The organism is Streptomyces sp. SID5469 (genome assembly GCF_009862865.1).
In the GTDB taxonomy this organism is placed as follows: Bacteria; Actinomycetota; Actinomycetes; order Streptomycetales; family Streptomycetaceae; genus Streptomyces; species Streptomyces avermitilis.
On record NZ_WWIN01000001.1, the window covers coordinates 2,550,547 to 2,577,000 of the forward strand.

At 71.3% G+C, this 26,454-nt stretch carries 21 protein-coding genes; 13 read left to right on the plus strand and 8 right to left on the minus strand.

What is annotated here, in order from left to right; translation table 11 throughout:
• The first annotated feature begins 108 nt into the window (after positions 1-108).
• From GTY58_RS11005 to GTY58_RS11025, 5 genes are all read left to right on the plus strand, one after another.
• Positions 109-1,374: an extracellular solute-binding protein gene (locus tag GTY58_RS11005; protein WP_037647260.1), complete on the plus strand. Its 1,266-nt coding sequence runs from the start codon at positions 109-111 to the stop codon at positions 1,372-1,374.
• A 38-nt stretch (positions 1,375-1,412) separates the two neighbouring features.
• Positions 1,413-2,375: a sugar ABC transporter permease gene (locus GTY58_RS11010; protein ID WP_010983533.1), complete on the plus strand. Its 963-nt coding sequence runs from the start codon at positions 1,413-1,415 to the stop codon at positions 2,373-2,375.
• A 32-nt stretch (positions 2,376-2,407) separates the two neighbouring features.
• Positions 2,408-3,262: a carbohydrate ABC transporter permease gene (locus tag GTY58_RS11015; RefSeq protein WP_242432240.1), complete on the plus strand. Its 855-nt coding sequence runs from the start codon at positions 2,408-2,410 to the stop codon at positions 3,260-3,262.
• Between the two features lie 27 nt (positions 3,263-3,289).
• Complete coding sequence (locus tag GTY58_RS11020; RefSeq protein WP_010983535.1) at positions 3,290-6,337, plus strand: glycoside hydrolase family 2 TIM barrel-domain containing protein; 3,048 nt, start codon at positions 3,290-3,292, stop codon at positions 6,335-6,337.
• Between the two features lie 144 nt (positions 6,338-6,481).
• Complete coding sequence (locus GTY58_RS11025) at positions 6,482-7,558, plus strand: endo-1,4-beta-xylanase (protein WP_010983536.1); 1,077 nt, start codon at positions 6,482-6,484, stop codon at positions 7,556-7,558.
• Between the two features lie 91 nt (positions 7,559-7,649).
• On the opposite strand, the gene GTY58_RS11030 is transcribed toward GTY58_RS11025, so the two are convergent.
• Positions 7,650-10,031 carry an excinuclease ABC subunit UvrA gene (locus GTY58_RS11030; RefSeq protein WP_197586410.1) on the minus strand — a complete coding sequence of 794 codons (2,382 nt, stop codon included), beginning with the start codon at positions 10,029-10,031 and terminating at the stop codon, positions 7,650-7,652.
• Positions 10,032-10,353: 322 nt separating this feature from the next.
• On the opposite strand from GTY58_RS11030, the gene GTY58_RS11035 reads away from it, so the two are divergent.
• The 4 genes from GTY58_RS11035 (at position 10,354) to GTY58_RS11050 (ending at position 13,981) form a co-directional block, all read left to right on the plus strand.
• A complete protein-coding gene (locus GTY58_RS11035) occupies positions 10,354-10,938 on the plus strand; it encodes a TetR/AcrR family transcriptional regulator (RefSeq protein WP_010983538.1) in 585 nt (194 codons plus the stop codon).
• A complete protein-coding gene (locus GTY58_RS11040; RefSeq protein ID WP_010983539.1) occupies positions 10,931-11,752 on the plus strand; it encodes an alpha/beta hydrolase in 822 nt (273 codons plus the stop codon). The genes GTY58_RS11035 and GTY58_RS11040 overlap by 8 nt, the downstream gene beginning before the upstream one ends.
• A 134-nt stretch (positions 11,753-11,886) precedes the next feature.
• Positions 11,887-13,173: a hypothetical protein gene (locus GTY58_RS11045; protein WP_242432233.1), complete on the plus strand. Its 1,287-nt coding sequence runs from the start codon at positions 11,887-11,889 to the stop codon at positions 13,171-13,173.
• Between the two features lie 37 nt (positions 13,174-13,210).
• Positions 13,211-13,981 carry a hypothetical protein gene (locus GTY58_RS11050; protein WP_010983541.1) on the plus strand — a complete coding sequence of 257 codons (771 nt, stop codon included), beginning with the start codon at positions 13,211-13,213 and terminating at the stop codon, positions 13,979-13,981.
• Here the strand turns inward: GTY58_RS11050 and GTY58_RS11055 are convergent.
• The 3 genes from GTY58_RS11055 to GTY58_RS11065 form a co-directional block, all read right to left on the minus strand.
• Entirely contained in the window at positions 13,968-14,387 is a 420-nt protein-coding gene (locus tag GTY58_RS11055) for an NUDIX hydrolase (RefSeq protein WP_010983542.1), read from the minus strand. The genes GTY58_RS11050 and GTY58_RS11055 overlap by 14 nt on opposite strands.
• Positions 14,388-14,463: 76 nt before the next feature.
• Entirely contained in the window at positions 14,464-15,231 is a 768-nt protein-coding gene (locus GTY58_RS11060) for an isocitrate lyase/phosphoenolpyruvate mutase family protein (protein WP_042494331.1), read from the minus strand.
• Positions 15,232-15,245: 14 nt separating this feature from the next.
• Positions 15,246-15,767 (minus strand): hypothetical protein, encoded by a 522-nt coding sequence (locus GTY58_RS11065; protein WP_010983544.1) that lies wholly within the window; start codon positions 15,765-15,767, stop codon positions 15,246-15,248.
• 258 nt (positions 15,768-16,025) lie between these two features.
• Between GTY58_RS11065 and GTY58_RS11070 the strand changes: the two genes are divergently transcribed.
• Positions 16,026-17,012, plus strand: a complete 987-nt coding sequence (locus GTY58_RS11070; RefSeq protein ID WP_010983545.1) for an alpha/beta hydrolase — start codon at positions 16,026-16,028, stop codon at positions 17,010-17,012.
• On the opposite strand, the gene GTY58_RS11075 is transcribed toward GTY58_RS11070, so the two are convergent.
• Positions 16,998-18,707, minus strand: a complete 1,710-nt coding sequence (locus tag GTY58_RS11075; RefSeq protein WP_010983546.1) for a DUF2264 domain-containing protein — start codon at positions 18,705-18,707, stop codon at positions 16,998-17,000. The genes GTY58_RS11070 and GTY58_RS11075 overlap by 15 nt on opposite strands.
• A gap of 102 nt (positions 18,708-18,809) precedes the next feature.
• Positions 18,810-19,853 carry a rhamnogalacturonan acetylesterase gene (locus tag GTY58_RS11080; RefSeq protein WP_037647251.1) on the minus strand — a complete coding sequence of 348 codons (1,044 nt, stop codon included), beginning with the start codon at positions 19,851-19,853 and terminating at the stop codon, positions 18,810-18,812.
• 191 nt (positions 19,854-20,044) lie between these two features.
• Here GTY58_RS11080 and GTY58_RS11085 point away from each other — a divergent pair, with 191 nt between their 5' ends.
• Positions 20,045-21,721, plus strand: coding sequence for a rhamnogalacturonan lyase B N-terminal domain-containing protein (locus GTY58_RS11085; RefSeq protein WP_010983548.1), 1,677 nt, complete (start codon positions 20,045-20,047; stop codon positions 21,719-21,721).
• A 12-nt stretch (positions 21,722-21,733) separates the two neighbouring features.
• Here the strand turns inward: GTY58_RS11085 and GTY58_RS11090 are convergent, their stop codons facing one another.
• Positions 21,734-23,143: an RICIN domain-containing protein gene (locus tag GTY58_RS11090; protein WP_037647248.1), complete on the minus strand. Its 1,410-nt coding sequence runs from the start codon at positions 23,141-23,143 to the stop codon at positions 21,734-21,736.
• 376 nt (positions 23,144-23,519) lie between these two features.
• On the opposite strand from GTY58_RS11090, the gene GTY58_RS11095 reads away from it, so the two are divergent.
• Together GTY58_RS11095 and mmuM are read left to right on the plus strand one after the other, a co-directional pair.
• Positions 23,520-23,849 (plus strand): hypothetical protein, encoded by a 330-nt coding sequence (locus GTY58_RS11095; RefSeq protein ID WP_010983550.1) that lies wholly within the window; start codon positions 23,520-23,522, stop codon positions 23,847-23,849.
• Between the two features lie 190 nt (positions 23,850-24,039).
• On the plus strand, positions 24,040-24,981 hold the full coding sequence (gene mmuM, locus GTY58_RS11100) for a homocysteine S-methyltransferase (protein ID WP_010983551.1): 942 nt from the start codon (positions 24,040-24,042) through the stop codon (positions 24,979-24,981).
• A 56-nt stretch (positions 24,982-25,037) separates the two neighbouring features.
• On the opposite strand, the gene GTY58_RS41580 is transcribed toward mmuM, so the two are convergent.
• On the minus strand, positions 25,038-26,192 hold the full coding sequence (locus GTY58_RS41580) for an ADP-ribosylglycohydrolase family protein (protein WP_063823068.1): 1,155 nt from the start codon (positions 26,190-26,192) through the stop codon (positions 25,038-25,040).
• Positions 26,193-26,454 lie beyond the last annotated feature (262 nt).

Genomic DNA, 26,454 nt, shown 5'->3' on the forward strand with positions numbered 1-26,454 from the left:
CCTTGCCGAAGCCTTGACCGAAGGTTAGCGTCCGGCTCCGCGACGCCAGATCGAGCCACTGACGCACAGCAGTTGAGCCGCAGCCGTACTCAAGACAAGGACGTCACCATGTCGGCAACGAGCAACAGCAACTGGGACCGCCGATCCGTACTCCGAGCCGCCGCGGGCCTCGCGGCGCTGGGCCCGCTGGCCGCCTGCGGCAGCAACACCGGCCGTTCGGGCGGCGGGAGTTCGGGCGAGAGCCTGGTGCAGTACTTCCACGCGTACGGCGAGGCGGGCACCGAGCAGGCCATCAGACGGTACGCGAAGGCGTACGACAAGGCCGCCGTGACCACGCAGTGGATCACCGGCACCAACTTCGAGAGCAAGCTGTTCTCGGCGCTGCTCACCGACAACGCGCCGGACGTCTTCGAGTTCCACCCACAGCTCCAGATGATCAAGAGCGGCCAGGTGGCGGCGCTGGACGACATCATCGATCCGGTCAAGGACGACTTCAACCCGGCCGACATCACGTCGCACACGGTCGACGGCAAGGTCTACGGCGTCCGGATGATCGACGACCCGCAGTTCTTCTTCTACCGCAAGTCGCTGCTGGAAAAGGCCGGCACGGGCGTCCCCCAGACCCTGGACGAACTCGCCGAGGCCGCCGCCAAACTCACCACCGACAAGGTCAAGGGCCTGTTCCTCGGCAACAACATGGTGGCGCCGAACTACGCCCTGGTCTGGGCGGCCGGCGCCGATCAGCTCAACGCCAAGAACGAGATCGCGTACCACACCGACGAGGTGGCCGCGGCGCTGAAGGTGTACCGCAAGATGTTCACCAGCGGGCATCTGCTCCTGGACGCCCCCGCCGACTACTGGGACCCCTCGGCTCTGGTCCAGGGACTCACCGCGATCCAGTGGTGCGGCATGTGGGCCATGCCCGTGATGCAGCAGGCCCTCGGCGACGACCTCGGCATCTTCCCCTTCCCCTCGGCGGCCTCCGGCGCCAAGCCCGCGGTCTACAACGGCGGCTGGTCCATGTTCGTCAACGCCAAGGGCAAGAACGTCGACCTGGCCAAGGAGTACGTGAAGTGGCTCTGGATCGACCAGAAGAAGTACCAGGAGGACTGGGCGCTCAGCTACGGCTTCCACATACCGCCGCGCACCTCGACCGCCGAGTCGGCCACCAAGCTCAAGTCGGGCCTGCCCGCTGAGGGCGTCAAGCTCTTCACCGACTACGGGCGCTTCGACAACGTCTCCTGGACCCAGGCCATGATCAGCGCGCTCGAGGGCGTGATCGCCGACGCCGTCCGCAAGGGCAAGGACCCCGAGGCCGCGCTCGACACGGCGGACAAGAAGGTCAACCGCGAGCTCAAGAATCTCTTCGGATAGGCCGGCGGACAGGTAACGACAGGCGGACAGGCAACGACATGTCGACCACCACGACGCGTGACGTCGCGCGCCCCGCCCCGGCCAAGGCGTCCAAGGCCGGGCCGCGGCGGGGTCTGCGGGGCACCACGCTCAACTTCTGGCTCTTCACCGGACCGTTCCTCCTCGGCCTGGTGATCTTCGTCTACGTCCCCATCGGCTGGAGCGTCTGGCTCAGCTTCTTCGAGGCGCGCTACACCGTCACGCCCAGCAAGTTCATCGGCCTCGACAACTACCGGCAGATGCTGACGAACGGCGCCTTCGTCGACGCACTGGTCACGTTCACCGTCTTCGCCGCGATCATCGTGCCCGTCACCTGGGCGCTGTCGCTCGGCCTCGCGCTGATGGTGCACCGGCTGCGCTTCATGAAGGCGTTCTTCCGGTCGGTGTTCTTCCTGCCCACCGCGTGCAGCTTCGTCGCCGCCTCGCTGATCTGGAAGATGTCCATCTTCAGCGGGGTGCGCTTCGGCCTGGCGAACACCGTCCTCGGCTGGTTCGGCGTCGAGAACATCGCCTGGCTGGCCGACCCCGACCCGCCCTGGTACTGGCTGGTCATCGTCACGGTACGCCTGTGGCTCCAGGCCGGTTTCTACATGATCCTGTTCCTGGCGGCCCTGCAGAACATCCCGCCGGAGCTGTACGAGGCCGCCGCCATCGACGGCGCCGAGCCGGGCTGGCAGACCTTCCGGCACATCACGCTGCCCCAGCTGAGGGCCACGTCAACTGCCGTGATCCTGCTGCTCCTTGTGGCCGCCTACCAGGCCTTCGACGAGTTCTTCAACCTGCTGTCGAAGACCACATGGGGCCGGCCACCGCTGGTCGAGCTCTACTACACGGCCCTGGGCGAAAACCAGGACTACGGCGCGGGCAGCGCGGGCGCGGTCGTCCTGACCCTGCTCATCTGCGTCGTGACGCTGCTCCAGGGCAGGCTCATGGGTTTCGGACGGGGGGACGAGTCCAAGTGACGACCGTCATCGAGAGCGACAAGGCCGGCGCCGTGCCCCCGAAGAAGCGCGGGCGCGAGGGACGGGGCGTCCTCGGCTCCACCGGCCTCTACCTCGCCACCGGCCTCTGCGCCCTGCTCTTCCTGGTCCCCTTCTACCTGATCATCCGCAACGCCCTGTCCACGGACGCCGAAATCACCGGCGAGGAATGGCAGTTCTTCCCCACGCACATCCGGTGGGGCAACATCACCGAGCTGTTCGACGACCCGACCGTGCCCTTCGCCCGTTCCCTGTGGAACTCCGCGGTGGTCGGTGTCCTCCACACGGCCGGCACCCTGCTGGTCTGCTCCCTCGCGGGCTACGGCCTCGCCAGGATCCCGTACAAGCACGCCGACAAGATCTTCTACGCGGTCCTGGTGACCCTGATGGTCCCGGCCGCCGTCACCTTCGTACCGAGCTTCGTGCTGGTCTCGTCGCTCGGCTGGGTGGACAGCTACCGCGGTCTCATCATCCCGGGTCTGTTCAGTGGTTTCACCTGCTTCCTGTTCCGGCAGTACTTCCTGGGGTTCCCCAAGGAGCTGGAGGAAGCGGCGCGCATGGACGGGCTCGGCTACTGGGGCGCGTACTGGCGCATCGTCGTGCCCAACTCGCTGAACTTCTTCGCGGCCATGGCCACCATCACCTTCATCAGCGGCTGGAACGCCTTTCTGTGGCCGCTGGTCATCGGCCAGGGCGAGGACTCGTGGACCGTGCAGGTCGCCCTCTCCTCGTACATGACCAACCAGACCGTCAACTTCCATCTGATCTTCATGGCCACCGCCATCTCGATCCTGCCCCTGGTACTCGTGTTCCTCTTCCTCCAGCGCTGGCTGGTGCAGGGGGTCGCGCAGACCGGCATCAAGGGCTGACACCGCCTTCTCAAGACCTGGAGACCGATGTCCTTCCGCACCACCGCTTCGCCCACGTCCACCGAGTACGTCGAGGACGTCTCGCCGGGAAGCGGGGCGCTGCCCCCGAGGGCCTGGTACGCATCCTCGGACGCCGTGTCCCTGTCACTGAACGGCAGCTGGGCCTTCCGGCTGTCGCCGACCGCCGACGCCCAGGACGACTCCTTCGCCGCGGAGGGGTACGCCATCGAGGAGGAGGGGGAGGGGTACGACGCCGGGGACTGGACCGAGATCGAGGTCCCCGGCCACTGGGGGCTGCAAGGCCACGGCGCGCCGATCTACACCAACCACCTCTACCCGTTCCCGGTCGACCCGCCGCGCGTGCCGACCGAGAACCCGACCGGTGACCATCTGCGGGTCTTCGATCTGCCGGCCGACTGGCCCGCACTGTCGGACGGCGGCTGCGTGCTGCGCTTCGACGGCGTCGAGTCCTGCGCCCGGGTGTGGCTGAACGGGACGGACATCGGGGAGTTCAAGGGCTCGCGGCTGCCGCACGAGTTCGCGGTCGGACACCTGCTGAAGCCGCGCGGCAACGTGCTGGCCGTGCGGGTCCACCAGTGGTCGGCGGGCTCGTACCTGGAGGACCAGGACCAGTGGTGGCTGCCCGGCATCTTCCGGGACGTCACGCTCCTGCACCGGCCGGCGGGCAGCGCCCTCGACTTCTTCGTGCACGCCTCGTACGAGCATGTCGAGGGGCTCGGCACCCTGCGCGTCGACTCCGACGTCGACGGCCGGGTCACCGTGCCCGAGCTGGACGTCGATGTCGAGACCGGCGAGTCGGTGACGGTCGCCGTCGAGCCGTGGACCGCGGAGACGCCCCGGCTGTACGACGGCGTGCTGGCCACCGAGGGCGAACAGGTCCCCCTGCGCATTGGCTTCCGAACGGTCGTACGCCAAGACGGTCTGATCAAGGTCAACGGCACGCCCGTCCTCTTCAAGGGCGTCAACCGGCACGAATGGCACCCCGAGCGCGGCCGCGCCCTCGACCTGGAGACCATGCGCCAAGACGTGCTGCTGATGAAACGGCACAACATCAACGCCGTCCGCACCTCGCACTACCCGCCGCACCCCGCCTTCCTCGACCTGTGCGACGAGTACGGCCTGTGGGTCATCGACGAGTGCGATCTGGAGACCCACGGCTTCACCGAGCAGGCCTGGCGCGACAACCCGGTCGACGACGATCGCTGGACCCCCGCCCTGCTCGACCGCGCGGCCCGCATGGTCGAGCGGGACAAGAACCACCCCTCGGTCGTCATCTGGTCCCTCGGCAACGAAGCCGGCACCGGACGCGGGCTCACCGCCATGGCGGAGTGGATCCGCGGCCGGGACACCTCGCGTCTGATCCACTACGAGGGTGACATCGACTGCCGTGACACGGACGTGTATTCACGGATGTACGCCGCCCACGCCGAGGTCGAGCGGATCGGCCGGGGCCTGGACGGGGGCACGCACCGGCGGCGCGACCTCCCCTTCGTCCTCTGCGAGTACGGGCATGCCATGGGCAACGGTCCCGGCGGCCTCGCCGACTACCAACGGCTCTTCGAGACGTACGGCCGGCTCCAGGGCGGCTTCATCTGGGAGTGGATCGACCACGGCATCAAGGACGAGCGGTACGGCTTCGCGTACGGCGGCGACTTCGGGGAGGAGCTGCACGACGGGAACTTCGTCTGCGACGGGCTGCTGTTCCCGGACCGGACGCCGTCGCCCGGCCTGGTCGAGTACAAGAAGGTGATCGAACCGGTTCGCATCGAGGGATGGGGGTCCCCCCTGGCCGGGCGAAGCCGAGCGCCCGGGGGAGGTGCGGACGGCACGGACGGCACGGACGGCACGGACGGCACGGACGGCACGGACGGCACGATCCGTGTGACGAACGCGTACGACTTCGCGGACCTTTCGGCGCTGGCCTTCGAGTGGTCGTACCAGGTCGACGGAGAGACCGTCGAGGCGGGCGCGCTGTCGGTGCCCGCGCTCGCTCCTGGCGAGTCGGCGGACGTGAAGCTGCCGACGCCGCCCGTGGACGGGCGGGGGGCCGAGACACAGTGGACGGTACGCGCGGTGCTGACCGCCGAGACCGCGTGGGGCCCGAAGGGGCATCAGGTGGCCTGGGCCCAATTCCCTCTCGGCAAGGGGAGTTCGGAGCGTGTCGCCCGGCCCGGCGGTCGGGTCGCCCCGTCCTGCGGTCCGGTGCCCGGCGAGCGCCGGATCACCCTCGGCCCGGCCGCCTTCGACGCCCGCACGGGTGCGCCGCGAACGATCGGCGGGGTCGACGTCACCGGGCTCCGCCTGGACGTGTGGCGCGCCCCGACCGACAACGACAACGGCGCGCACTGGCAGCCGGACGAGCGCTACGGCCCGCTCTGGCGCAGGCTGGGCCTGCACCGGATGCAACACCGCCTGGAGGCGGTGGAGTTGGACGACGACGCCCTGACCGTACGGTCCCGGGTGGCGCCCGCGGGCTGGGAGGTGGGCCTGCGGACGGCGTACCGGTGGACGTCCGACGGGACGCGGCTGAGGCTGACGGTGTCCGTGGCGCCGGAGGGCGACTGGACGCTCCCGCTGCCCAGGCTCGGCGTGCGGTTCGGGCTGTCCTCGGCGGCGGACCGGGTGCGGTGGTTCGGGGGCGGCCCCGGCGAGGCGTACCCCGACACCAGGTCGGCGTCCATGCTGGGCCGTTGGGAGTCGGCCGTGGACGACCTCCAGACCCCGTACGTCCGGCCGCAGGAGAACGGGGCGCGCGCCGACGTCCGCTGGGCGGAGATCGGCGGGCTGCGGATCGAGGGCGAGCCGGAGTTCTGGTTCACGGCACGCCGCTGGACGACCGAGCAGCTGGACGCGGCCGAGCACCTCACGGACCTGACGCCCGGTGACACCGTGTGGGTCAACCTCGACCACGGCCAGCAGGGCATCGGCTCGCAGTCGTGCGGGCCGGGCGCGCTGCCGCAGTACCACCTTCGTCCGGGCCCGGCGGAGTTCTCCTTCGTCTTCTCGGAGGCGTCTTCTCGGAGGTCCATGTCTGAACCGCGCTCGCGACGCTGATCGCGGCAGGCCTGTGCGCGGCGCTCCTGGCGGGGCGGGTGCGGGCGCCCCGCCCATCACCGGGAGCGGCAACCTGCCCGCGCCCGGCGGCAACTCAAGGGGGACGCACCACGCCCGCATCCGCCCCCACTCCCAGGAGCAGCCGTGCCCCACACAACAGCCGCCCACCGTCGTCGCGCCTCCCGTCCCCTCCCCCTCGTAGCCGTCGGCGCGCTGGTCGCCGCCGCCGTCGCCCTCCCCCAGCTCACCCCGGACGCCTTTGCCGCCACCACCCTCCGGGGCTACGCCGACGGCCGCGGCGTGCGGATCGGTGCGGCCGTCGGCGACAGCCCGTTGCGGAGCGACTCGGCGTACACCACCGCGCTGGACCGGGAGTTCAACTCCGTCACCGCCGAGAACGCGATGAAGTGGGACGCGGTGGAGCCCAGCCGGGGCGGCTTCGACTGGGCCGCCGCCGACCGGCTCGTCGCGCACGCGAGCGCACACGGCCAGGGAGTACGCGGGCACACCCTGGCCTGGTACGCACAGCTGCCGTCGTGGCTGAAGAACGGCAACTTCTCGGCCTCCGAGCTGAACACGATCCTCAAGAGCCACATCGACACCGAGGTCGGCCGCTACAAGGGCAAGGTGTACGCCTGGGACGTGGTCAACGAGACGTTCAACGAGGACGGCTCGATGCGCGGTTCGCTGTGGCAGGACAAGCTCGGGACCGGGTACATCGCGAACGCGCTGCGGTGGGCGCACGCCGCCGACCCCGCCGCCAAGCTGTACATCAACGACTACAACATCGAGGCGGACAACGCGAAGAGCGACGCCCTGTACGCGCTGGCGAAGCAACTCCTGGCGGACGGGGTGCCGTTGCACGGCATAGGGTTCCAGTCCCACTTCGTGGTCGGGCAGGTGCCGTCCACCATGAAGGCCAATCTCAAGCGCTTCTCGGACCTGGGGCTCGAGGTCTCCGTCACCGAACTCGACATCCGCATCCCCCTGCCCGCCTCCTCCGACGAACTGGCTCAGCAGTCCGCCGACTACAAGACGGCCAGCGAGAACTGCCTGGGTGTCGCGCGCTGCGCGGGCATCACCGTGTGGGGCGTCAGCGACAAGTACTCATGGATCCCGGGGACGTTCAGCGGGTACGGCGCGGCCCTCCCGTACAACGAGAGCTACGCGGCGAAGCCCGCCTACACCGGGCTGTCGAACGGACTCGATCCGACCGCGTGAGCCGCGTCCCGCCCTGGCCCGGCAGGGACGGTCCCCGGTCGGATCGCCCCTGCCCCGGGTCGCGCTGGACGCGTCGAGACCAGGGCCTCGGTCAGGTGCCGACGTAGGCCGCGAGGTGCTCGCCGGTGAGGGTGGAGCGGGCGGCGACGAGGTCGGCGGGTGTGCCCTCGAAGACGATCCGGCCGCCGTCGTGGCCCGCGCCGGGGCCGAGGTCGATGATCCAGTCGGCGTGCGCCATGACCGCCTGGTGGTGCTCGATGACGATGACCGACTTGCCGGAGTCGACGAGCCGGTCGAGCAGGCCGAGCAGCTGCTCGACGTCGGCGAGGTGCAGGCCGGTGGTCGGCTCGTCGAGTACGTAGACACCGCCCTTCTCGGCCATGTGAGTGGCCAGCTTGAGGCGCTGCCGCTCGCCGCCTGACAGCGTGGTGAGCGGCTGACCGATGGTGAGGTAGCCGAGCCCGACGTCGGCGAGCCGGCCGAGGATGCGGTGCGCGGCCGGCGTGTGCGCCTCGCCGGCGCCGAAGAACTCCTCGGCCTCGGTCACCGACATCGCGAGCACCTCGCTGATGTCGCGGCCGCCGAGGTGGTGGTCGAGGACCGCCGCCTGGAACCGCTTCCCCTCGCACTCCTCGCAGGTGCTGGCGACGCCGGCCATCATCGCCAGGTCGGTGTAGATGACGCCCGCGCCGTTGCAGGTGGGGCAGGCGCCCTCGGAGTTGGCGCTGAACAGCGCCGGCTTCACGCCGTTGGCCTTCGCGAACGCCTTGCGGATCGGGTCGAGCAGTCCGGTGTACGTCGCCGGGTTGCTCCGCCTGGAGCCGCGGATCGCGCTCTGGTCGACCGACACCACGCCCTCGCCGGCCGGGATCGACCCATGCACGAGCGAGCTCTTGCCGGAGCCGGCGACGCCGGTGACGACGGCGAGCACGCCGAGCGGGATGTCGACGTCGACACCCTTCAGGTTGTTCGCCGTCGCGCCGCGGATCTCCAGCGCGCCGGTGGGCTTGCGTACCGTCTCCTTGACGGCGGCCCGGTCGTCGAAGTGGCGGCCGGTGACGGTCCCGCCGGCCCGCAGCCCCTCGACGGTGCCCTCGAAGCAGACGGTGCCGCCCGCCGTGCCGGCGCCTGGGCCGAGGTCGACGACGTGGTCGGCGATCGCGATCGTCTCCGGCTTGTGCTCCACGACGAGCACCGTGTTGCCCTTGTCCCGCAGCCGCAGCAGCAGGTCGTTCATCCGCTGGATGTCGTGGGGGTGCAGGCCCGCGGTGGGCTCGTCGAAGACGTAGGTCGTGTCGGTGAGCGAGGAGCCGAGGTGGCGGATCATCTTGACGCGCTGCGCCTCGCCGCCCGACAGCGTGCCCGCCGGCCGGTCGAGCGAGAGGTAGCCGAGGCCGATCTCCACGAACGAGTCGAGGGTCCCCAGCAGCGCGCCGAGCAGCGGCGCAACCGACGGCTCGTCGAGGCCGCGGGCCCAGTCGGCCAGGTCGCTGATCTGCGTCGCGCAGGCGTCGGCGATGCTGAGCCCCTCGATCTTCGACGACCGGGCCCCCTCGCTGAGCCGGGTGCCGTCGCACTCGGGGCAGACGGTGAACGTCATCGCGCGCTCCACGAACGCGCGGACGTGCGGTTGCAGCGCGTCGATGTCCTTGGACAGCATCGACTTCTGGATCTTCGGGATCAGACCCTCGTACGTCAGGTTGATGCCATCGACCTTGATCTTGGTCGGCTCCTTGTGGAGGAGGTCGTGCAGTTCCTTCTTGGTGAACTTGCGGATCGGCTTGTCCGGGTCGAAGAAGCCGCAGCCGCCGAAGATGCGGCCGTACCAGCCGTCCATGCTGTAGCCGGGGATCGTGAGCGCGCCCTCGTTGAGCGACTTGGAGTCGTCGTAGAGCTGGGTGAGGTCGATGTCGGAGACCGTGCCCCGGCCTTCGCAGCGCGGACACATGCCGCCGGTGCGGTTGAAGGTGGCCTTCACCGCCTTCTTGGCACCGCGCTCGACGGTGATCGCGCCGCTCGCGCGGACCGAGGGGACGTTGAAGGCGTACGCGCTGGGCGGGCCGACGTGCGGCTGCCCGAGCCGGCTGAAGAGGATGCGCAGCATCGCGTTGGTGTCGGTGGCGGTGCCGACCGTGGAGCGGGGGTCGGCTCCCATCCGCTGCTGGTCGACGAGGATCGCGGTCGTCAGCCCCTCGAGCACGTCGACCTCGGGCCGCGCCAGCGTCGGCATGAAGCCCTGCACGAAGGCACTGTAGGTCTCGTTGATCAGCCGCTGCGACTCCGCGGCGATCGTGCCGAACACCAGCGAGCTCTTGCCCGAGCCGGAGACACCGGTGAACACCGTCAGCCGGCGCTTCGGGATCTCGATGCTGACGTCCTTGAGGTTGTTCACGCGCGCTCCGTGCACGCGGATCAGATCGTGGCTGTCGGCGACGTGCAGCACGGGCGCCTGCGTGTCCGTCCTCGTGGCCATGCTCATCGTGTCTCCATCTGTTGGGCGGGCCCGCCTTCGCGGTCTCCGTCGGCGCCGCCTCGCTCGATCCGACCGGCCTCGAGCGTACGTCCGGTTCTGCTGCGCACGGCGCTCACGCTAGCCGCGGCCAGGGGGCCCGCGCTTCTCGAATCCTGATCGGTCCGGCCGCCGCCGTCGCATCAGGTCCGACGGCTCGATGTCGCGGCGCACGATGTTCCGCCGCGCGTCTGGGTATATTAGGCAGCTACCTAGAGGCCCTAGGCTGTTGGGTGACTAGGGGGCTGAGGGCCTTGATGGCTGAATCAGGTGGAGGTGGTGGCTCATGGCTCGTGTCGGGCTGACGGTCGATCGAGTCGTGGAGGCCGCGGCCGACCTCGCGGACGAGGTCGGCTTCGAGAACGTCACCGTGTCCGCGCTGGCACGGCAGTTCGGGGTGAAGGACGCGAGCCTGTACTCGCACGTCAAGAACGTGCAGGATCTGCGCACACGGGTCGCCCTGCTGGCCGGCGAGGAGATGATCGACCGGATCGCCGCCGCGGTGGCCGGCCGCTCGGGCAAGGACGCCCTGGCCGCCTTCGCCGACGCCTACCGGGAGTACGCCCTGGAACGGCCGGGACGGTACGCGGCGACCCAGATCCGGATCGACCAGACCCTCGTCGCCTCCTCCCGCGCCTTCCACCGGACCGCCGAGATCACCTACGGCATGCTGCGCGCCTACGGCCTCGAAGAGCCCGACCTGACCGACGCCGTACGACTGCTGCGCAGCACCTTCCACGGCTACTGCGCCCTGGAGGCGGCCGGCGGATTCGGTGCGCCCCGTGACGTACTGGCGTCCTGGCAGCGGACCATCGACGCCCTCCACGCACTCCTCGAACACTGGCCCGAACAGGAGAGGGACCGTGACTGACCTGTACTACGAGGTGTGCGGCGGCGGGCCCGTGCTGCTCGTCGTCCCCGGCGGGGCCGGGCATCCGATGGGGCTCGACGGGATGACGGAGCGCCTCGCCACGCGGTTCACCGTCGTCACGTACGACCCGCTCGGCCTCGCGCACGGACGGCTCGGCGAACCCGTCGAGGACCAGCGGGCCCAGGCGTGGAGCGAGGGCGCGCGCCGGGTGCTCGACGCGGTCCTGCCGGACGGCGAGTCGGCGTACGTCTTCGGCAGCAGCTCGGGCGCCATCGCCGCACTGGACCTGCTCGCCCGCCACCCGCGGCGGCTGCGGCACGTGGTCGCGCACGAGCCGCCGGTGGTGGCGGTGCTCGACGACGCGGCCGCGCAACGGGCGATGTTCGCGGAGGTGTACGAGGTCTACCGGGCGGCGGGCCTGGAGGCGGCCGCGGCCCGACTGGGCGCCGGGCTGACGGGAACGACTCCCGGCGAACCGCCCGGCGGCGCCGCCCAACCCCCCTCCCCCGCCGACGAGTTGTCCCACCCCATGCCGCTCTTCCTCACGCGCGTCCTGCGTCAGTTCACCGCCTACGAGCCCGACGTGACCGCACTCACCGCCCTGTCCCCGCGCCTCACCCTCGGCGCCGGCGCCGACTCGCGCGGCCAATTGCTGCACCGCACGGCCTCCTTGGCCGCCGAGCTGAGCGGCAGCGGTTTCGTCGAGTTCCCCGGCGGTCACGTCGGGGCGGTCGAACACCCCGTGGAGTTCGCGGACCAGCTCGCGGAGACACTGCTTCCGGCCGGTGCCCCAGGCGTACCGCTGACCACTTAGACTGAAAGCTTCGCCGGTAGCACGTGCCGCCCTGGGGGAGGGAGCGCGCCTTGTCTCAACAACAGCTGAGACGCGGACCGTCGAGGTCCGACCCGGCGCCGGTCACGCCCGGCGGTTCGCGACCCTCGAGGTTCGTGGGCTGGCTCGGTGGCCTCGGCTGCGCGGCCGCCGGGTACGGAGTGTTCCAGTTCCTGTTCGGAGTGCTGCCCGACAGCGTCACCGGCACCCCCGCCAAGTATGTGATCGCCGGCGTCAGCGGGCTCGGCACGGCCGCCGCGGCCTGGCTGGCGGCGGCGCTGGTCCGGGCCCGGGCCACCGCGTCGGCCCCCGGCCCCGCGCCGATCCCGTCCACCACCGCGCCCGGCCCGCTCCCCCAGATCTTCACGGGCGCCTACGACACCCTCGCCGATCAGGTCACCGTGGTCGACGACCCGGTGCGCGGGCAGCTCACCGGCTGGTCCCACTCCCTCGGCGAGGCCACGCCCGTGCGCCCGACCCCGGTCGGCACCGCCTACGGGCTGCACATCATGCTCGACCTGGGCGTGCCCGACGGGCGGCTCAGCACCGGCGACCTGGTCGACACCCTGTGGCGGCTGCGGTTGCCGGACGGCGGCTGGTCGGCGCGGTCCCAGGGGACCGCGGCCCGGCCGGAGGTCACCGCCCTGGTGCTGGGCGCGCTGGCCCGGGCCGGCGCCCCGCGGGACCGGCTGGCGGCCGAGGTGGCGTTGTGCGAGGCCGGGTTCACGCCCGAACTCGACCGTACGGGACGCGAGTTGACCCATGTGGTGACGACCGTGCTGCGCGGACTGCTGCGCGCGGCGCCCCGCTCCGCCGCCCTCCCCCTGCTGCGCGAGGCCCTCGTCGGCGGTGCGATCACCGACCCGCAGCGCGACCACCGCCGCTGCTGGAGCCACCGCCTGGTGCCGGTGCACGGTCGGCCGTCGTCGCTGCACACCGCGCAGGCCGTGGTCGCCCTCGACCGCGCCGCCCGTGTGCTGGGCGAGAGCGCGAACGCGCGCGCGGCCCGCGAGGACGGCGTGCGCTGGCTGCTGGCCTGCGCGGACGAGCCGCACGACACCTGCCTGGACCTGGAGAACCTCCGGGAGGAGGTACGGCGCCCGCGCGCAGACGACCCCTCGCGCCACGAGGTGCTGAACGTACGGCACTTCACCGCCTCCTGGATCGTGCGCGCCCTGCTCACCCCGGGCGCGCGCGAGCTCGCCCGCGAGGACGGGATCGAGGAGGCGTGGCGGGAGCGGCTGGACGGCGCGGTCACAGCCGTGTGGGCGGGACAGACCGACGGCATCTGGGCCTGGGTGCGCGACGACAGCAGCGAGCTGCGCCGGCCCATGTGGATGACCTATCAAGGCCTTTCGGCGCTGCGGGCGCATGCCGTATGGATGTATCAGCCTGGAAGCTGAAGTCGGTGGCGTCAACGGGTTGTTGGAGGGTGAGTGCATGGGTGGTCGGCAGGTCCTGGCGGCGCGGCGGCGGCTCGCGCAGGCGCTGGACGGCGAACGGCCCGAGCACGAGCTGGTGGCGGCCGCCCGTACCGTCGTCGCCGAACTGGGCTCGACGGAGCGACTGTTGGAGCTGATCTCCGAACTGGCCTGCGGCGAGGGGGACCCCGAGGGCTGCGCCCGGCTGTCGTACCGGCACGTTCTCGGCTTCGACAAGCTCCTGCTGATCGACGGCGGTCCACGGCACATGCTGCGCGCCCATCTGTGGCACCCCGGCGCGGGTGCGATCGGCAAGGAGGACATCCACAACCACCGCTCCCCGCTGGCGTCCTACGTGGTCCGGGGCCGGCTGACCATGGAGTTGTACGAGCAGGACGAGCGGAACGGGCAGGACGAGCGGAACGGGAAGGGCGAGCCTCGCGGCGGCGGCGGGATGGCGGCGGCCCGCTACAGGGAGTCCCTGGCGGACCGGTCGGCCGACTGGCTGCTGGAGCCCGCGGGCCCGGCCCGGCTGCGGATGACACACGTGGGTCAGTACACGGCGGGCAGCGCCTACGCCCTGCCCGCGCACACCCTGCACCGCGCCTGGTGCGACACGGACGTACCGACGGTGACGCTCTTCCTGGAGACGGGGAGTGAACGGCGGCGCCACACCGATGTGTTCACGGCGGCCGGCCCCCATCCGGGAACGGTCCCGAAGGTGCCGCTCGACGTGGCGGGCTACCTGGCGGAACTGGGCGGCCTGGCGGAGCTGCTCAGGAGTTCGTGAGGGCCTGGCGCACGATGTCCAGGTTGTACTCGTCGATGTCGACGCTCGACAGCTCCGACGGTGTCAGCCACGCGTACGCCTGGTCGGGCGCGGGGAGCGTGATGTCCGTGGACAGCGGCCGGACCAGGAAGTTGTCCTGCCAGTTCTTGGTCTCGTGCCCCCGATAGTCGCTGACGAAGGACGACTCGCCGACCTTGCGGACCACCTCGCCGCGGAGTCCGGTCTCTTCCTTCAGCTCACGCAGGGCGCCGTCCCGGGGACTTTCGTCCGGTTCGAGCTTCCCGCACGGGACGCCCCACACGCGGGGCAGGAACCGTTCCCTCTCACTGCGGCGCACCAGGAGCACGCGCCCCTCGTCATCCATCACGACGGCGGCCGCCAGTCGTTTGTCGCCGGGGATGTCCATGTCCATGGTTCCTCGGTCCCTCGCCGGTGATGAGTCCAAAGGGTCTGATACCCACGAAAGCTTCAACCGTATCAGGCTAGGCGTCCGGGCCTTCCGCGCTGAGCGCCTGAATCTCGGTGTACGTCGGCGCGACGCCCCGCGGCGGTCGTCCCGCCCGAATGTCCGCGGCGGCGTCAAGGGCCGCGCCCAGCGCCCGCCGGTACAGCAGGGAGCCGAGGCTCACCCTTCGTACGCCGAGGTCCCCGAGTTGGGCGACGGTGGGGCCCAGGGGTGAGTAGAGGATGTTGAGCGGCACGTCGAGGGTCTTCACCAGGGCGGTGATGCGGGTCGGGTCGCTCAGCCCGGGGACGAACACGCCGTCCGCGCCGGCCTGTCGGTAGGCGTCGAGGCGGCGGCAGGTCTCGGCGTGGCCGCCGTCGCCGAGCCAGTACGTGTCGGTGCGGGCGTTCACGAAGAGGTCCGGTACGGCGGCCTTGACCGCGGCGATCTTCGCCGCGTGCAGCTTCGCGGACGCGAGGCCGTCCTCCAGATTGATGCCGACGGCCCCGGCCGCCGCCAGCTCGCGCGCCAACTCGGCCACGCCGTCCGGGTCGTGGCCGAACCCGTCCTCGGCGTCGACCGAGAGCAGGAAGGTGCCCCCGCCGAGCTGCCGGGCGAGCCGTACCGTCTCTTCCCGGGTCGCCGCCGTGCCGTCCGGCAGACCGGCCGCCGCGGCGACGCCGAGGCTGGTGGTACCGACCGCCTCGAAACCCTGGGCCGCGAGGGCCGCCGCCGAGGCGTGGTCCCAGGCGTTGGGGAGCAGCAGGGGCGCGTCGGCGTGATGGAGTGCGGAGAACGAGGTCACGTCCGCCTGCCGGGTCACGCCGACCTGCCCACGGCGTCGGCGTAGTACGTCGATTCCTCGAGGTGCTCGGCCAGTCGGCGGAAGCTCCAGCCCTGCGCCGGAGAGTCGTCGAGCTGCCCTTCGGTCAGTGTGCCGAGCCGGTTCGCCCAGATCCGGGCGAGCCGCGTGAGTCGGCTGCGTGCCTCGTCGAGATCCTCGGGCGTGAACGGCGCGAGATCCGCCTCCGTCGTGCTCGCCGACGCGTGCCAGTGGTCGGGCTGCGGCTCCTCGCCCACGAGCCGGGCCTCCAGCTCGGCCAGGTGGTCGAGGATCGGGGTATCCCCTGCTCGAACGGAGTTGAGAGCTTGGGGAAGGTCGGTGACGCGGCGGATCGCCTTGTGCGGGGTGTAGACGCGGTCGTCGACGTGGGCGGGCTTCCCGTCCCAGGCGGTCCAGGTCGCGGCGAGGTCGAGGACGTGGTCCACCATGGCGACGACGGCCGCGGCCGGGTTTTCGGTGCCGGTTTCCCTCAGGCGTTCCTGCGCGGAATCGTTCATACCGGAACGCTAGACGCGGAACGCTTCGGCGCCCGCCGAACCATCCCCGCGGCGTGCGCGCCCGTCACCCCGTCCTACGCCGGCGCGCGCTTACCGGCGCCTCGCCGGCCACGACGACGCTGGGGATCGGGCGCCTCACGCCGACGGCGTAGCCCCGCGGCGCCGCTTTTTGCCGAAGTGGCAACACCTCTCGTGTCCGCCGCGTCGCCCGACGCATGATCTCGGTCGTAGCTGATTGCCGAACGACCGGGAGGATCCATGCCGCAGACCCCGCGGACCACAGCGCTCACCCACCGTCTGGTGTCCTCACCCGCGGGACGGATCCACCTCGTGGAGCAGGGCACCGGGCCGCTGGTCCTGCTGGTGCACGGCTTCCCGGAGTCCTGGTACTCCTGGCGGCACCAACTGCCCGCGTTGGCGGCGGCCGGCTACCGCGCGGTCGCCGTCGACGTGCGCGGCTACGGCCGCTCCTCCCGGCCAAACGCGGTGCACGCGTACCGGATGCTCGACCTGGTCGAGGACAACGTGGCCGTGGTGCACGCCCTCGGTGAGCGGACCGCCGTGATCGTCGGCCACGACTGGGGGTCGAACATCGCCGCCACCTCGGCCCTGGTACGGCCCGACGTGTTCCGCGCGGTGGGGCTGCTGAGCGTGCCCTACACCCCGCGCGGCGGCCCCCGGCCCAGCGAGATCTTCGCGGGGATGGGCGGGGACGAGGAGTTCTACGTCTCCTACTTCCAGGAGCCCGGCCGGGCGGAGGCCGAGATCGAACCGGACGTCCGCGGCTGGCTCGCGGGCTTCTACGCCGCCCTGTCGGCGGACACCATGCCCGCGCCCGACGCGCCGGATCCGCACTTCGTACGCCGTGGCGGAACGCTGCGCGAGCGGTTCCCCGCCGGCCGGCTGCCCGCCTGGCTGAGCGAGGCCGACCTCGACGTCTACGCCGGCGAGTTCGAACGGACCGGCCTGAGCGGGGCGTTGAACCGCTACCGCGCCATGGACCGGGACTGGGAGGACCTCGCTCCCTTCGACGGGGCTCCCGTCCGTCAGCCGTCCCTCTTCATCGGCGGTGGTCTGGACGCCTCCACCCAGTGGCTTGCCGATGCGATCGAGGCCTACCCGGTCACGCTGCCCGGCCTGGTCTCCTCGCACATCCTCGACGGCTGCGGCCACTGGCTCCAGCAGGAACGCCCGCAGGACACCAACCGGCTGCTGACGGACTGGCTCGCCTCACTGCCCGGCTGACACGGCCACCTCGCCGTCGCCCAGCCGGATCCGTACCTCCGGGCCGTCCGTCCAGCTCACCCGGATCTCTCCCGGGTCCGCCACCCGCACGGACACCGCCTCGGCGAGGGGCACGGGGTCCTGTTCCGCCGTGAGACGGGCCAGGGCCGTGAACAGTGTCGGTCCGTCCGCCGTCACGCCCGTGAGGTCCCCGGAGAGGTTGTGGCCGGGCAGGAGTTCGGCGCCGAGGCCCTGCGCCGGCGTCCAGCCCGTGACCCGCACCGGCGTCCCGGGCGCGGCGCCCGCCACCAGGTGGGCGCGCACCTCCACCGCACCACGGGCCACGACCAGACTCGTGACCCGGACACCCTCGCCGGCCGTGTGGCGGGAGGCCGCCCAGCCCTCGCCCACGCCGAGCGGCTCGATCGACGTACGGCTCGGATCGCCGCCCACGGTCACGGTGTTGTCGTACGCCGGCGAAGGAACCGTCACCGTCGAGTACGCGAGCCGGGAGTAGTGGGGGTCGTAGCGGACGTCCTCGCTGCCGTGGTTGTGGAGGCGCACCACCCCGTCCGAACGCGTGCACTGGAGCAGCCAGTTGGGGGCGGCGATCGGCGTGACGGCGTCGGCGCGTTCCGCCGGACCCGGTTCCTCCGGTGCCGTCCACACCTCGTGGTCGGCGGGGAGCAGCAGGCCCAGGAACGCCTTGCTCGCCCAGTACGGGGACGCCGGGCCCGAATAGCCCTGCAAGACAGCCGAGTCGGGGCCGTGCCAGCCCAGGGTCAGCAGGCCCCGGTCGTCCACCGCGCCCCGGTCGAGGAAGTACCGCAGCGCGCCGGATGCCAGCCTGCGCGTCTCGCCGGGCGGCAGGGGCGTACGGCCGGTCAGCGCGCCCAGCCACAGCGGGGCCGTCGTGGCGAAGCGGTACGTCAGGGACCGGCCCTGGTGCAGGGGGGCTCCGTCCGCGCCGAACAGGCGTGCGTAGTCGGTGAGATGGGCCGAGAGCCGGCCGCCGTACAGGTCCAGCAGCCGCGCGTCGTCGGCCAGCCACGCGTGCAGGACGGGGTACAGGTGCATGGCCCAGCCGTTGTAGTAGTCGAAGGCCCGGCCGTCGCCGTCGGTGTACCAGCCGTCCCCGACGTACCACTGCTCGATGCGCTCCAGACCCCGGTCGACGGCCTCCCGTGCGTCGTCCGGCTCGTACCCGATCTCCTGGAGGAAGCCGCCGACCGTCACCGGGAACAACTCCCAGTTGCAGGGCCAGGGTTCGGCGGTCAGCGCGTCGCCGAGCCAGGCCGCCGCGCGCTGTCGCACCCCGTCGGAGAGGCGGTCCCAGAGCAGGGGCCGGGTCAGGCGCAGGGCGAGGGCGACGGACGCCGCCTCGACGAGGGGCTGGCCGCGGTGCTCGATGCGCGGCCAGACGCCCGAGACGCCGGCCGCGAGTCCGTCCGCGTACCGCTCCAGGGCCTTCTCGTCCCGGCGGAAGGCGGCCAGCAGCAGCGTACGAGCGTAGCCCTCCAGGCCGTCGGAGAGCCTGCCGGACCAGCTCGGGCGGTCGCCGGGCAGGTGGTAGAGCGCCTGGTCCTCGGTCGCGTACGGGGCCACGGCGGCGAGCAGCGCGTCGGCGGTCGCCTCCCAGTGGGCGCGGGTGTGGCCGGTGTACGGGCTGAGGGTGCGGTCCTCGGGCGGCGTGGCGGGCGACCTGAACGGCTGCATGGCTTCCTGTCTCGCGTCGCTCGGCTGCGAAAGGAGCCTGGGGCGCCCCGGTTCCGGTCGGGACGCCCCAGGGGTTCGGGCGGAGGGCTGCCTCCGAGGGGGCTACCTCGCCTGCTTCTCCGGGATCAGATGCTGCGCCACCAACTCGTCGCGCACCAGACCCGCGTACAGGGTCGCCCCCTGCACTGAAGTATGCGTGTTGTCCCGCTTCTCGTTGTAGAGATAGATCGATTTTGATCTTTCCACACCCAGGGATTCCACGAGTGCCTTGGTCTTCGCCGTCAGGTCGATCAGGGGCACGTCCTCGGCCGCCGCGACCGAGCGGATGACCGCCGGGTGGTCCACACCGAGGCCGTTGACCAGCAGCGCGGTGTTGTTGTTCAGGGTGCCGTCGGCGTTGAACCAGCGGCGCACGATGGGCGTGACCAGGACCGGATCGCCGCCCTTCGCGCGGACGCCCGCGACGAGCGTCTCGAGGTTCGCGCGGTACGTCGCCTCGTCCGTCGTCTTGTCGTTGTGGGCGAGCTGGATGAGGACCAGGTCGTGCCTGCGGATGAGCGGCTGGACGGTCGGGAAGAGCGCGGGGTCGGCGAGGTAGGTGACCGTACTCTCGCCGGAGTCCGCGTAGTTGGCGACGGACAGCCCCTTGCGGAGGTACTGCGGCAGCTGTTGCCCCCAGCCGGAGTAGGGGTCGCCGGGCTGGTCGCAGACCGTGGAGTCGCCGACCAGGAAGATCTGCCGCGGGTGCCGCGCGGGCGTGACGCTGATACCGGCCAGGGCGGGGGCCGCGCCGCCGAGCACCAGGTCGAGGCCGGGCGTGCCGTCGGCGCCGGTGGGCTCGCCCTCCGGCGTGCGGACGTTCACCGTGAAGCCGCGGGCCACGCGCTCGCCCGCCTCCGTGGCCGTCTCGGGCAGCAGGGAGCGCCGCGCCTCACCGCTGATGCTCGTACCGGCCGCCGCGTCGCCGCCGAGCAGCACGCGGACGTCGTACGTCCCGGGCGCGACGTCGAAGTGACAGGCGCTGGCGGTGCAGTTCTCCAGGCCCGGGGCGCGCCGCCCCTCGTGCGCCTGCGCCTGGGCCGGCACCGCCGACAGGGCGGTGACGGCGGCCAGCACCGCCGGCACGGCGGTGGTGAAACGTCTCATTGCGGCTCCTCCGACAGGACGACAGACCTGACGGCTGGACCGTACCGCTAGCGGCAAGCGCTTTCTAGTAGAGGGCTCAATTTCACATCACCGTCAACTCCCCGCGCGTGAAAGGCCTTTCGCGAAATCGATTCAACTGCCACCCTGCCAGACACCCGCACCCCCACACCTCCCGAAGGAGGCACCCCCGCATGTCCGGTTCCCCCAACAGGCCGGTCCGCCGCCGCACCTTCGTACTCGGCGGCGCGGCCGCCGCCGGCACGGCGGCCCTCGCCGGACCGCTCGCGCCCCCCGCGTCCGCCGCGGGCTTCGGCTACACGGACGACGGCTCGAACTACGTCGTCGACACCGGCGCGAACCTCGTCTTCAAGGTCAGCAAGACCAACGGCGACCTGACCTCGCTCGTCTACCGCGGCACCGAGTACCAGGGCTACGGCGGCAAGAACTCGCACGTCGAGTCCGGCCTCGGCACCTCCGCCGTGACGATCGCGCAGTCCGGTTCGACGATCCTGGTCAGCGTCACGTACGGGACGCTCAAGCACTACTACGCGGCCCGCAGCGGCGAGAACAACGTCTACGTGTGGACCAACAAGGCGGACACGTCGGTCAGCGCGACCCGCTACATCGTGCGCGTCAAGGCGGGTCTGTTCCTCAACGACGAGCCCGATTCCTACACGTACGCGCCGACCACCGTCGAAGCCGCGGACGTGTTCGCGAAGGCGGACGGCCAGACCCGTTCGAAGCACTACTCGAAGCTCCGCGTCGTCGACTACGACTACATCGGCTGGAGCACCGGCGCCGTCGGCTTATGGATGGTGCGCAGCAACCACGAGAAGGCCTCCGGCGGCCCCTTCTACCGCTCCCTGCTGCGGCACCAGAGCGCGGACGGCGGCGGCCTGTACGAGATCCTCTACTACGGCGAGAACCAGACGGAGGCGCAGCGGTTCGGGCTCCAGGGCCCGTACGTCATCGCGTTCACGGACGGCGGCGCCCCCTCGTCGTCGCTGTACCCCGGAAACCTCACGACCTCGTGGGCGGACTCGCTCGGCATCTTCGGGTACGTCGCCGCCGGGGGCCGCGGCAAGGTCGCGGGCGTCGGCATCTCGGGCCGGAACACGGCGTACGCGTACACGGTCGGGCTCGCCAACTCCGCCGCCCAGTATTGGGGTTCGGCGAGATCCTCCGACGGCTACTTCTCGATCGCGGGGGTCCTGCCGGGGACGTACACGCTGACCGTCTTCAAGGGTGAACTCTCCGTCCACAGCGCCTCGGTGACGGTGACCGCGGGCGCCACGACCACCCTCAACACGATCACGATCCCCTCGTCGAACGACCCGGGCAACGCGAGCGCGATCTGGCGGATCGGCACCTGGGACGGCACGCCGAGCGGGTTCAAGAACGCGGCGCTGATGACGTACGCGCACCCCTCCGATCCCCGGGCCGCCGCCTGGACCGGCAACGTGGTGATCGGCAGCGGCGGCGAGACCTCGTCCTTCCCGGCGTACATCTGGAAGGACGTCAACAGCGGTCTGCTGGTGTACTTCAAGCTGACCGCCGCGCAGGCCGCCGCCGCGCACACCCTGCGGATCGGTGTGACGACGGCGTACGCGAACGGCCGGCCACGGGTCACGGTGAACGACTGGGTGTCGGCCATCCCCTCGCCGCCCACCCAGCCGAGCACCCGTTCCCTGACCGTCGGGTCGTACCGGGGCAACAACTACACGTTCACCTACAGCGTCCCGGCCGCCGCCTGGCTCACGGACACCAGTCAGTACAACGTGCTGAAGATCGACGTGGTGAGCGGTTCGGGAACGACGGCCTACCTCAGCGCGGGGACGTCGATCGACGCGCTCGACCTCCTCGCCTGACCTGATCTACCGTCATGTGCCACGCGTCCACTGCTGGTTGGTGCCTCCGTTGCAGGTGTACGTGATCAGCGCGGCGGAGTTGGCGGTGGACGCGCCGGACACGTCCAGGCATTCGCCGCTCGCGCGGGACTTGAGGCTGACGTAGCCGCCCGAGGTGGTGAGCGACCACTGCTGGGAGGTCGCGGCGGTGCAGTTCTCCTGGGTGACGGCGGTGACGTTCTCGGTGAGGCACAGGGAGCTGCCCCGGCCCATCAGCTCGTAGTAGCCGCCGGCGACGGACTTGAACCAGAACTTCTGGTTGTTGCCGCCGTTGCAGGTGTACTGGGTGAGCGCGACGCCCGTGAGCAGTGACTGACTGGGGACGTCGGCGCACTTGGCGGAGTGCCGGGCGGTCAGCGTCTCGTACGTGGCGCTCGTCCCGCTGATCGTGCCGGCGACCGTGTCGACGGTTACCTCCGGGTACCAGCTCATGCTGAGGCTGGTCGAGGTGGGGAAGGTCAACGGCAGCCAGACGTAACGGGAGTCGTTGACGCTGCCCCCGAAGGAGTTGCCCCAGCGGTCGCCCAGGTAGAGGTACGAGGTGCCCGAAGTGCCCTGCACGGGAAGGACGTACGCGGTCTGCGAGCCGTACGCCGTCGAGTCGCCGACGTTCGTCATCGCGGTCCAGGGGCCGGCCAGGGAGGTGGCGGTCGCGTACTGCTGCTGGTTGGGGTTCCAGCCCGTGGCGCCCGACGTCAGCATGAAGTAGACGCCGCCCCGCTTGAAGAGGGCGGGTGCCTCGCGGTGTCCGCCGTGCCAGGGGTCGGCGACGAGGCTGTCGATGCCGGTGTAGTCGGCGGTGAGCCGGTAGATCTGGAGGTCGTAGTTCTCACGGGCGGCGGACACCATGTAACCGGTGCCGTCGGTGTCGACGAAGACCGTGATGTCGCGGGACATGTACTGGCCGAGCGGCTGGAAGCTGCCCTGCCAGGTGTAGGTGCCGTCGACCGTGTCCGACACCGCGACCGCGGCGCGTGCCTCGCTGTAGTCGGTGCCGTTCTCCTTGTGCATCCACATCACGAACTTGCCGGTGGACGCGTTGTACATGACCTTCGGACGCTCGATGTTGGCGCTCGCCAGCTCACTCGCGCCGGCCTGGGTCAGGACGTGGCTGCGGAACTCCCAGTTCTTCAGGTCGGTGGAGCGGTAGGCGTCGACGTACTTGAAGGTGTTGTCGGCGTTGCGGTCCTCGCCGAACCAGTAGTAGTAGCCGCCGACCTTGATGACCCCGCCGCCGTGCGCGTGCACGCCGTTGCCCGAAGTGTCGGTGAACTGGGTGCCGTTGGTGAGGGTCTGGGCCGCCGCCCGGGCCGGGCCCGCGGTCGTGAGGGCGCCGGCGAACGCGAGACACAGGGCGAAGAGGATCACGTACACACGTCTCAACCCAGGGGCTCTCCTTACGGCGGTGCGGGTGAGGGGTTCGCGGGGGTCGTGGGGGTCGGGGAGTTGCCCACTGCGGCTCGTGTGACTCAGGCGGCTTGTGCGGCTCATGCGGCTCGTGCGGCTCATGCAGTGACCGTCCGTCCGGTATGTCGAACCTTATCTGCGATTGCGAACGTCGTGACCGCCGAAAAGGTAAGCGCGGACTGCGGTGAGGTCAACGGGGTGGACGGGACGGTACGGGCGCCCCGGGCGGTCGGCCGGGGCGCCCCGCTTCTCCGAGTCGCGGCGCGGACGACGAGGCCACCGCGAATTTCCTGTCGGACGAGACCACCGCGATTTTCTGCTATCGGCGGCCGCCCGGCCCGTCTCCGGTGATGTGCGCAGCCATTTCCAGAAGACGGGCCGGGACGTGACGCTCACCGGCGACGCGGTGGTGACCGTGCCGGCCGGGACCCGGATCGGCTATCGCGGGGGCGACGGCAATGACGTGGTCCTGAAGACCATGACGAAGAAGCGGCGGGGCGCGGCACCGTCGGCGTCCGCCGCCCCCTCCGTGAAGAGCACCGCCGCCGTCGGCGAGAACGAGGGCGCCCGCGCGTGGTGGCCCCTGTTGCTCGCGCCGCCGGCGGCCACGCTCGCCGTGCCGGTGGTCCGGCGGAATCGGTCGCGGCGGCGCGGTGGACGGCGGCACGCGGCCTCCCGTTGAGCCGGGGGTGGGCGACGGTCACACCCCGCTCCGCGAGCTCGCTCGCGGGTGCCCTTGGCGAGCCAGTACGGCTGGGCCGCGGCCGAGAGGAGGGATCGCCTCCCCCGCATCCCACATCGTGGTCAATCTGTTCATTCACTGAACACAACGCGGTGTGGATTGTCGCGGCGGCTCGACTACCGTCGTCCGTATGACCAGGAGCACCACCCTCGCCGAAGCCCTCGCCGCCGCCCCTGTCGTGCTCGACGGCGGCCTGTCCAACCAGCTGGAGTCGGCCGGGCACGACCTGAGCGACGAGCTGTGGTCGGCACGGCTGCTCGCCGAGCGGCCCGAGGCGATCACCGAGGCGCACCTCGCCTACTTCGAGGCGGGCGCGGACGTGGCGATCACCTCCAGCTACCAGGCCACCTTCGAGGGCTTCGCCAAGCGCGGCATTCCGGAAGAGCGCGCGGCCGAACTCCTCGGCCTCAGCGTCGGGTTGGCGCGCGAGGCGGCGGTGCGGGCCCGCGCCGACGGCGTCACGCGACCGCTGTGGGTGGCGGCGTCGGTCGGCCCGTACGGGGCGATGCTCGCGGACGGCTCCGAGTACCGGGGCCGGTACGGGCTCACGGTCGCCGAGCTGGAGGCCTTCCACCGGCCGCGCCTGGAGGTGCTCGCCGCGGCGGGACCCGACGTCCTGGCGCTGGAGACGGTGCCGGACGCGGACGAGGCCGAGGCCCTGCTGCGGGCGGTACGCGGTCTCGGCGTGCCGGCGTGGCTGTCGTACTCCGTCTCCGGTGACCGCACCCGGGCCGGCCAGTCCCTGGAGGAGGCGTTCGCCCCGGCCGCCGAAGCGGACGAGGTGATCGCGGTGGGCGTGAACTGCTGCGCCCCCGAGGACGTGGACGGCGCGGTCGAGACGGCCGCGCGCGTGACCGGCAAGCCCGTGGTGGTCTACCCGAACAGCGGCGAGACCTGGGACGCCGGCGCCCGCGCCTGGAGCGGCCGCTCCACGTTCACCGCCGAGCAGGTCACCGGCTGGCGGCGGGCGGGAGCACGCCTGATCGGCGGATGCTGCCGGGTGGGCCCGGCAGCGATCACGTCGATCGCGGGGACGCTGGGCGAGCAAGGGCGCGCCCGGCCGACGGAGTGACGTCGGTACGGCCGCGGGGGGGGGCCGGCACGTCAGCGGCCGCAGGGGTCGTGACGTCAGCGGCCGCAGGGATTCCAGAAGGTGGGCCGCCACCAGTAGAGGGTGGTGTGGTCGGTGGGCCACGGCAGCCGCGCGTCCGTCTCCCCGTCCGGGTCCTCGAACCGGTCGCGCAGGGGGTCGATCGGCCGCCAGTCGGGGTCGACGGGTTCGTCGGGCTGCGGCGGCCGGACGAAGCTAAGGTCGCGCTGTGTGCATGCGCCGATGTCGCGTGCGTTCACCTGGGCGTCGACCAGGGAGATCCGGTTGGGCCCGTAGGCGGCGGCCGGCAGGCGCAGTTGGACGGCGTCGTCCTCCCAGAAACAGAGCGGGCAGATGTCGTGGGACCCGGGCGGCCGGTCGTGGACGAGGCGTCCGCAGCACACACAGGGGTGACGTTCGCCGGGCAGCGTGCGGGCCAGGGCGGACCAGGAGGCCGCCGCATGGCCGAAGAACCAGGGCGGCAGGGGCTCGACCCGCTGCCGCCAGGCGGCGGGAATGCCCGCGGTGCCGACGTGGGCGGCGACGATCCCGCCGACGATCGCGCACGTGGTGTCCACGTCCCCACCGGCAGCGGCGCAGGCCCAGAGGGCGGCCGGGTAGTCGTCGAGATGCCGGGCCGCGCACCACAGGGTGAACGGGACGGTGTCCACGGCGCTGACCAGTCGGCCGTTGCCGAGCGTGTGCGCGGCGAGTTCGACATGGGGCTGGTCGAGGAGCAGGCGCGCCTGCTCCACCCCGGCGCGCACCTTGCTCGCGGGCGTGAGGTCCAGGACGACATCCAGCAGCCCGGCCCCGGTGACCGCCTCGGCGCGCCCGCGGGCGGCGAAGCCGGCTGCCACCGCCACGGCGATCGCGCCCGCCGCGGCCTCCGGGTGCGTGTGCGTCACCTCGGCCGAACGGGCCGCCTGCTCCGCCGCCACGGGCAGGTCCGCGGCGAACCGGACCCCCAGCGGGGCCACCCGCATCGCGGCCCCGTTGCCCCAGGAACCCTGTCCCTCGAAGAGCCCGGCAGCCAGGTCGCGCCAGGGCTCGCCCTGCCGGACCAGGCGCAGCAGCCGATTCATCGACGGGCCGTAGCCCCGGTCGAAGTCGTGGTGCTCGGCGAAGGACCGGGCCAGCGCGTCCTGGTCGAAGCCCGCCGTGCGCGGGACACGCGCGATGGAGCAGGCCATTTCCGTGTCGTCGGCCAGGGCCCGGCGCCGGGGGCAGCCGCCGCTCGCGCAGCGCCGGAAGGTTGTCGGGCACGAAGAACTGGGCGCCGAAGGCATCACCCACGGCGAGACCGTTCAAGCAGTCGCGCGTGGCGGCGAGCACATCGAAGGGGTCGAAGGGGGTGGCGGAGGCAGAGGGGGACGAGGAGGAGGGGGACGAGGAGGAGGCGGCGGAGGCGGAGGCGGACGGGAGCCGGTCGGGCTGGTGGTCGGATGTCATCGC

What these genes read in the sequence shown, in the direction of transcription:
- GTY58_RS11005 (WP_037647260.1), top strand. Translation starts at nt 109, where the DNA reads ATGTCGGCAACGAGCAACAGCAACTGGGACCGCCGATCCGTACTCCGA.
- GTY58_RS41580 (WP_063823068.1), bottom strand. Translation starts at nt 26,192, where the DNA reads ATGGCCTGCTCCATCGCGCGTGTCCCGCGCACGGCGGGCTTCGACCAG.
- GTY58_RS11070 (WP_010983545.1), top strand. Translation starts at nt 16,026, where the DNA reads ATGCCGCAGACCCCGCGGACCACAGCGCTCACCCACCGTCTGGTGTCC.
- GTY58_RS11065 (WP_010983544.1), bottom strand. Translation starts at nt 15,767, where the DNA reads ATGAACGATTCCGCGCAGGAACGCCTGAGGGAAACCGGCACCGAAAAC.
- GTY58_RS11080 (WP_037647251.1), bottom strand. Translation starts at nt 19,853, where the DNA reads ATGAGACGTTTCACCACCGCCGTGCCGGCGGTGCTGGCCGCCGTCACC.
- GTY58_RS11030 (WP_197586410.1), bottom strand. Translation starts at nt 10,031, where the DNA reads ATGGCCACGAGGACGGACACGCAGGCGCCCGTGCTGCACGTCGCCGAC.
- GTY58_RS11085 (WP_010983548.1), top strand. Translation starts at nt 20,045, where the DNA reads ATGTCCGGTTCCCCCAACAGGCCGGTCCGCCGCCGCACCTTCGTACTC.
- GTY58_RS11035 (WP_010983538.1), top strand. Translation starts at nt 10,354, where the DNA reads ATGGCTCGTGTCGGGCTGACGGTCGATCGAGTCGTGGAGGCCGCGGCC.
- GTY58_RS11055 (WP_010983542.1), bottom strand. Translation starts at nt 14,387, where the DNA reads ATGGACATCCCCGGCGACAAACGACTGGCGGCCGCCGTCGTGATGGAT.
- GTY58_RS11075 (WP_010983546.1), bottom strand. Translation starts at nt 18,707, where the DNA reads ATGCAGCCGTTCAGGTCGCCCGCCACGCCGCCCGAGGACCGCACCCTC.
- GTY58_RS11020 (WP_010983535.1), top strand. Translation starts at nt 3,290, where the DNA reads ATGTCCTTCCGCACCACCGCTTCGCCCACGTCCACCGAGTACGTCGAG.
- GTY58_RS11010 (WP_010983533.1), top strand. Translation starts at nt 1,413, where the DNA reads ATGTCGACCACCACGACGCGTGACGTCGCGCGCCCCGCCCCGGCCAAG.
- mmuM (WP_010983551.1), top strand. Translation starts at nt 24,040, where the DNA reads ATGACCAGGAGCACCACCCTCGCCGAAGCCCTCGCCGCCGCCCCTGTC.
- GTY58_RS11050 (WP_010983541.1), top strand. Translation starts at nt 13,211, where the DNA reads ATGGGTGGTCGGCAGGTCCTGGCGGCGCGGCGGCGGCTCGCGCAGGCG.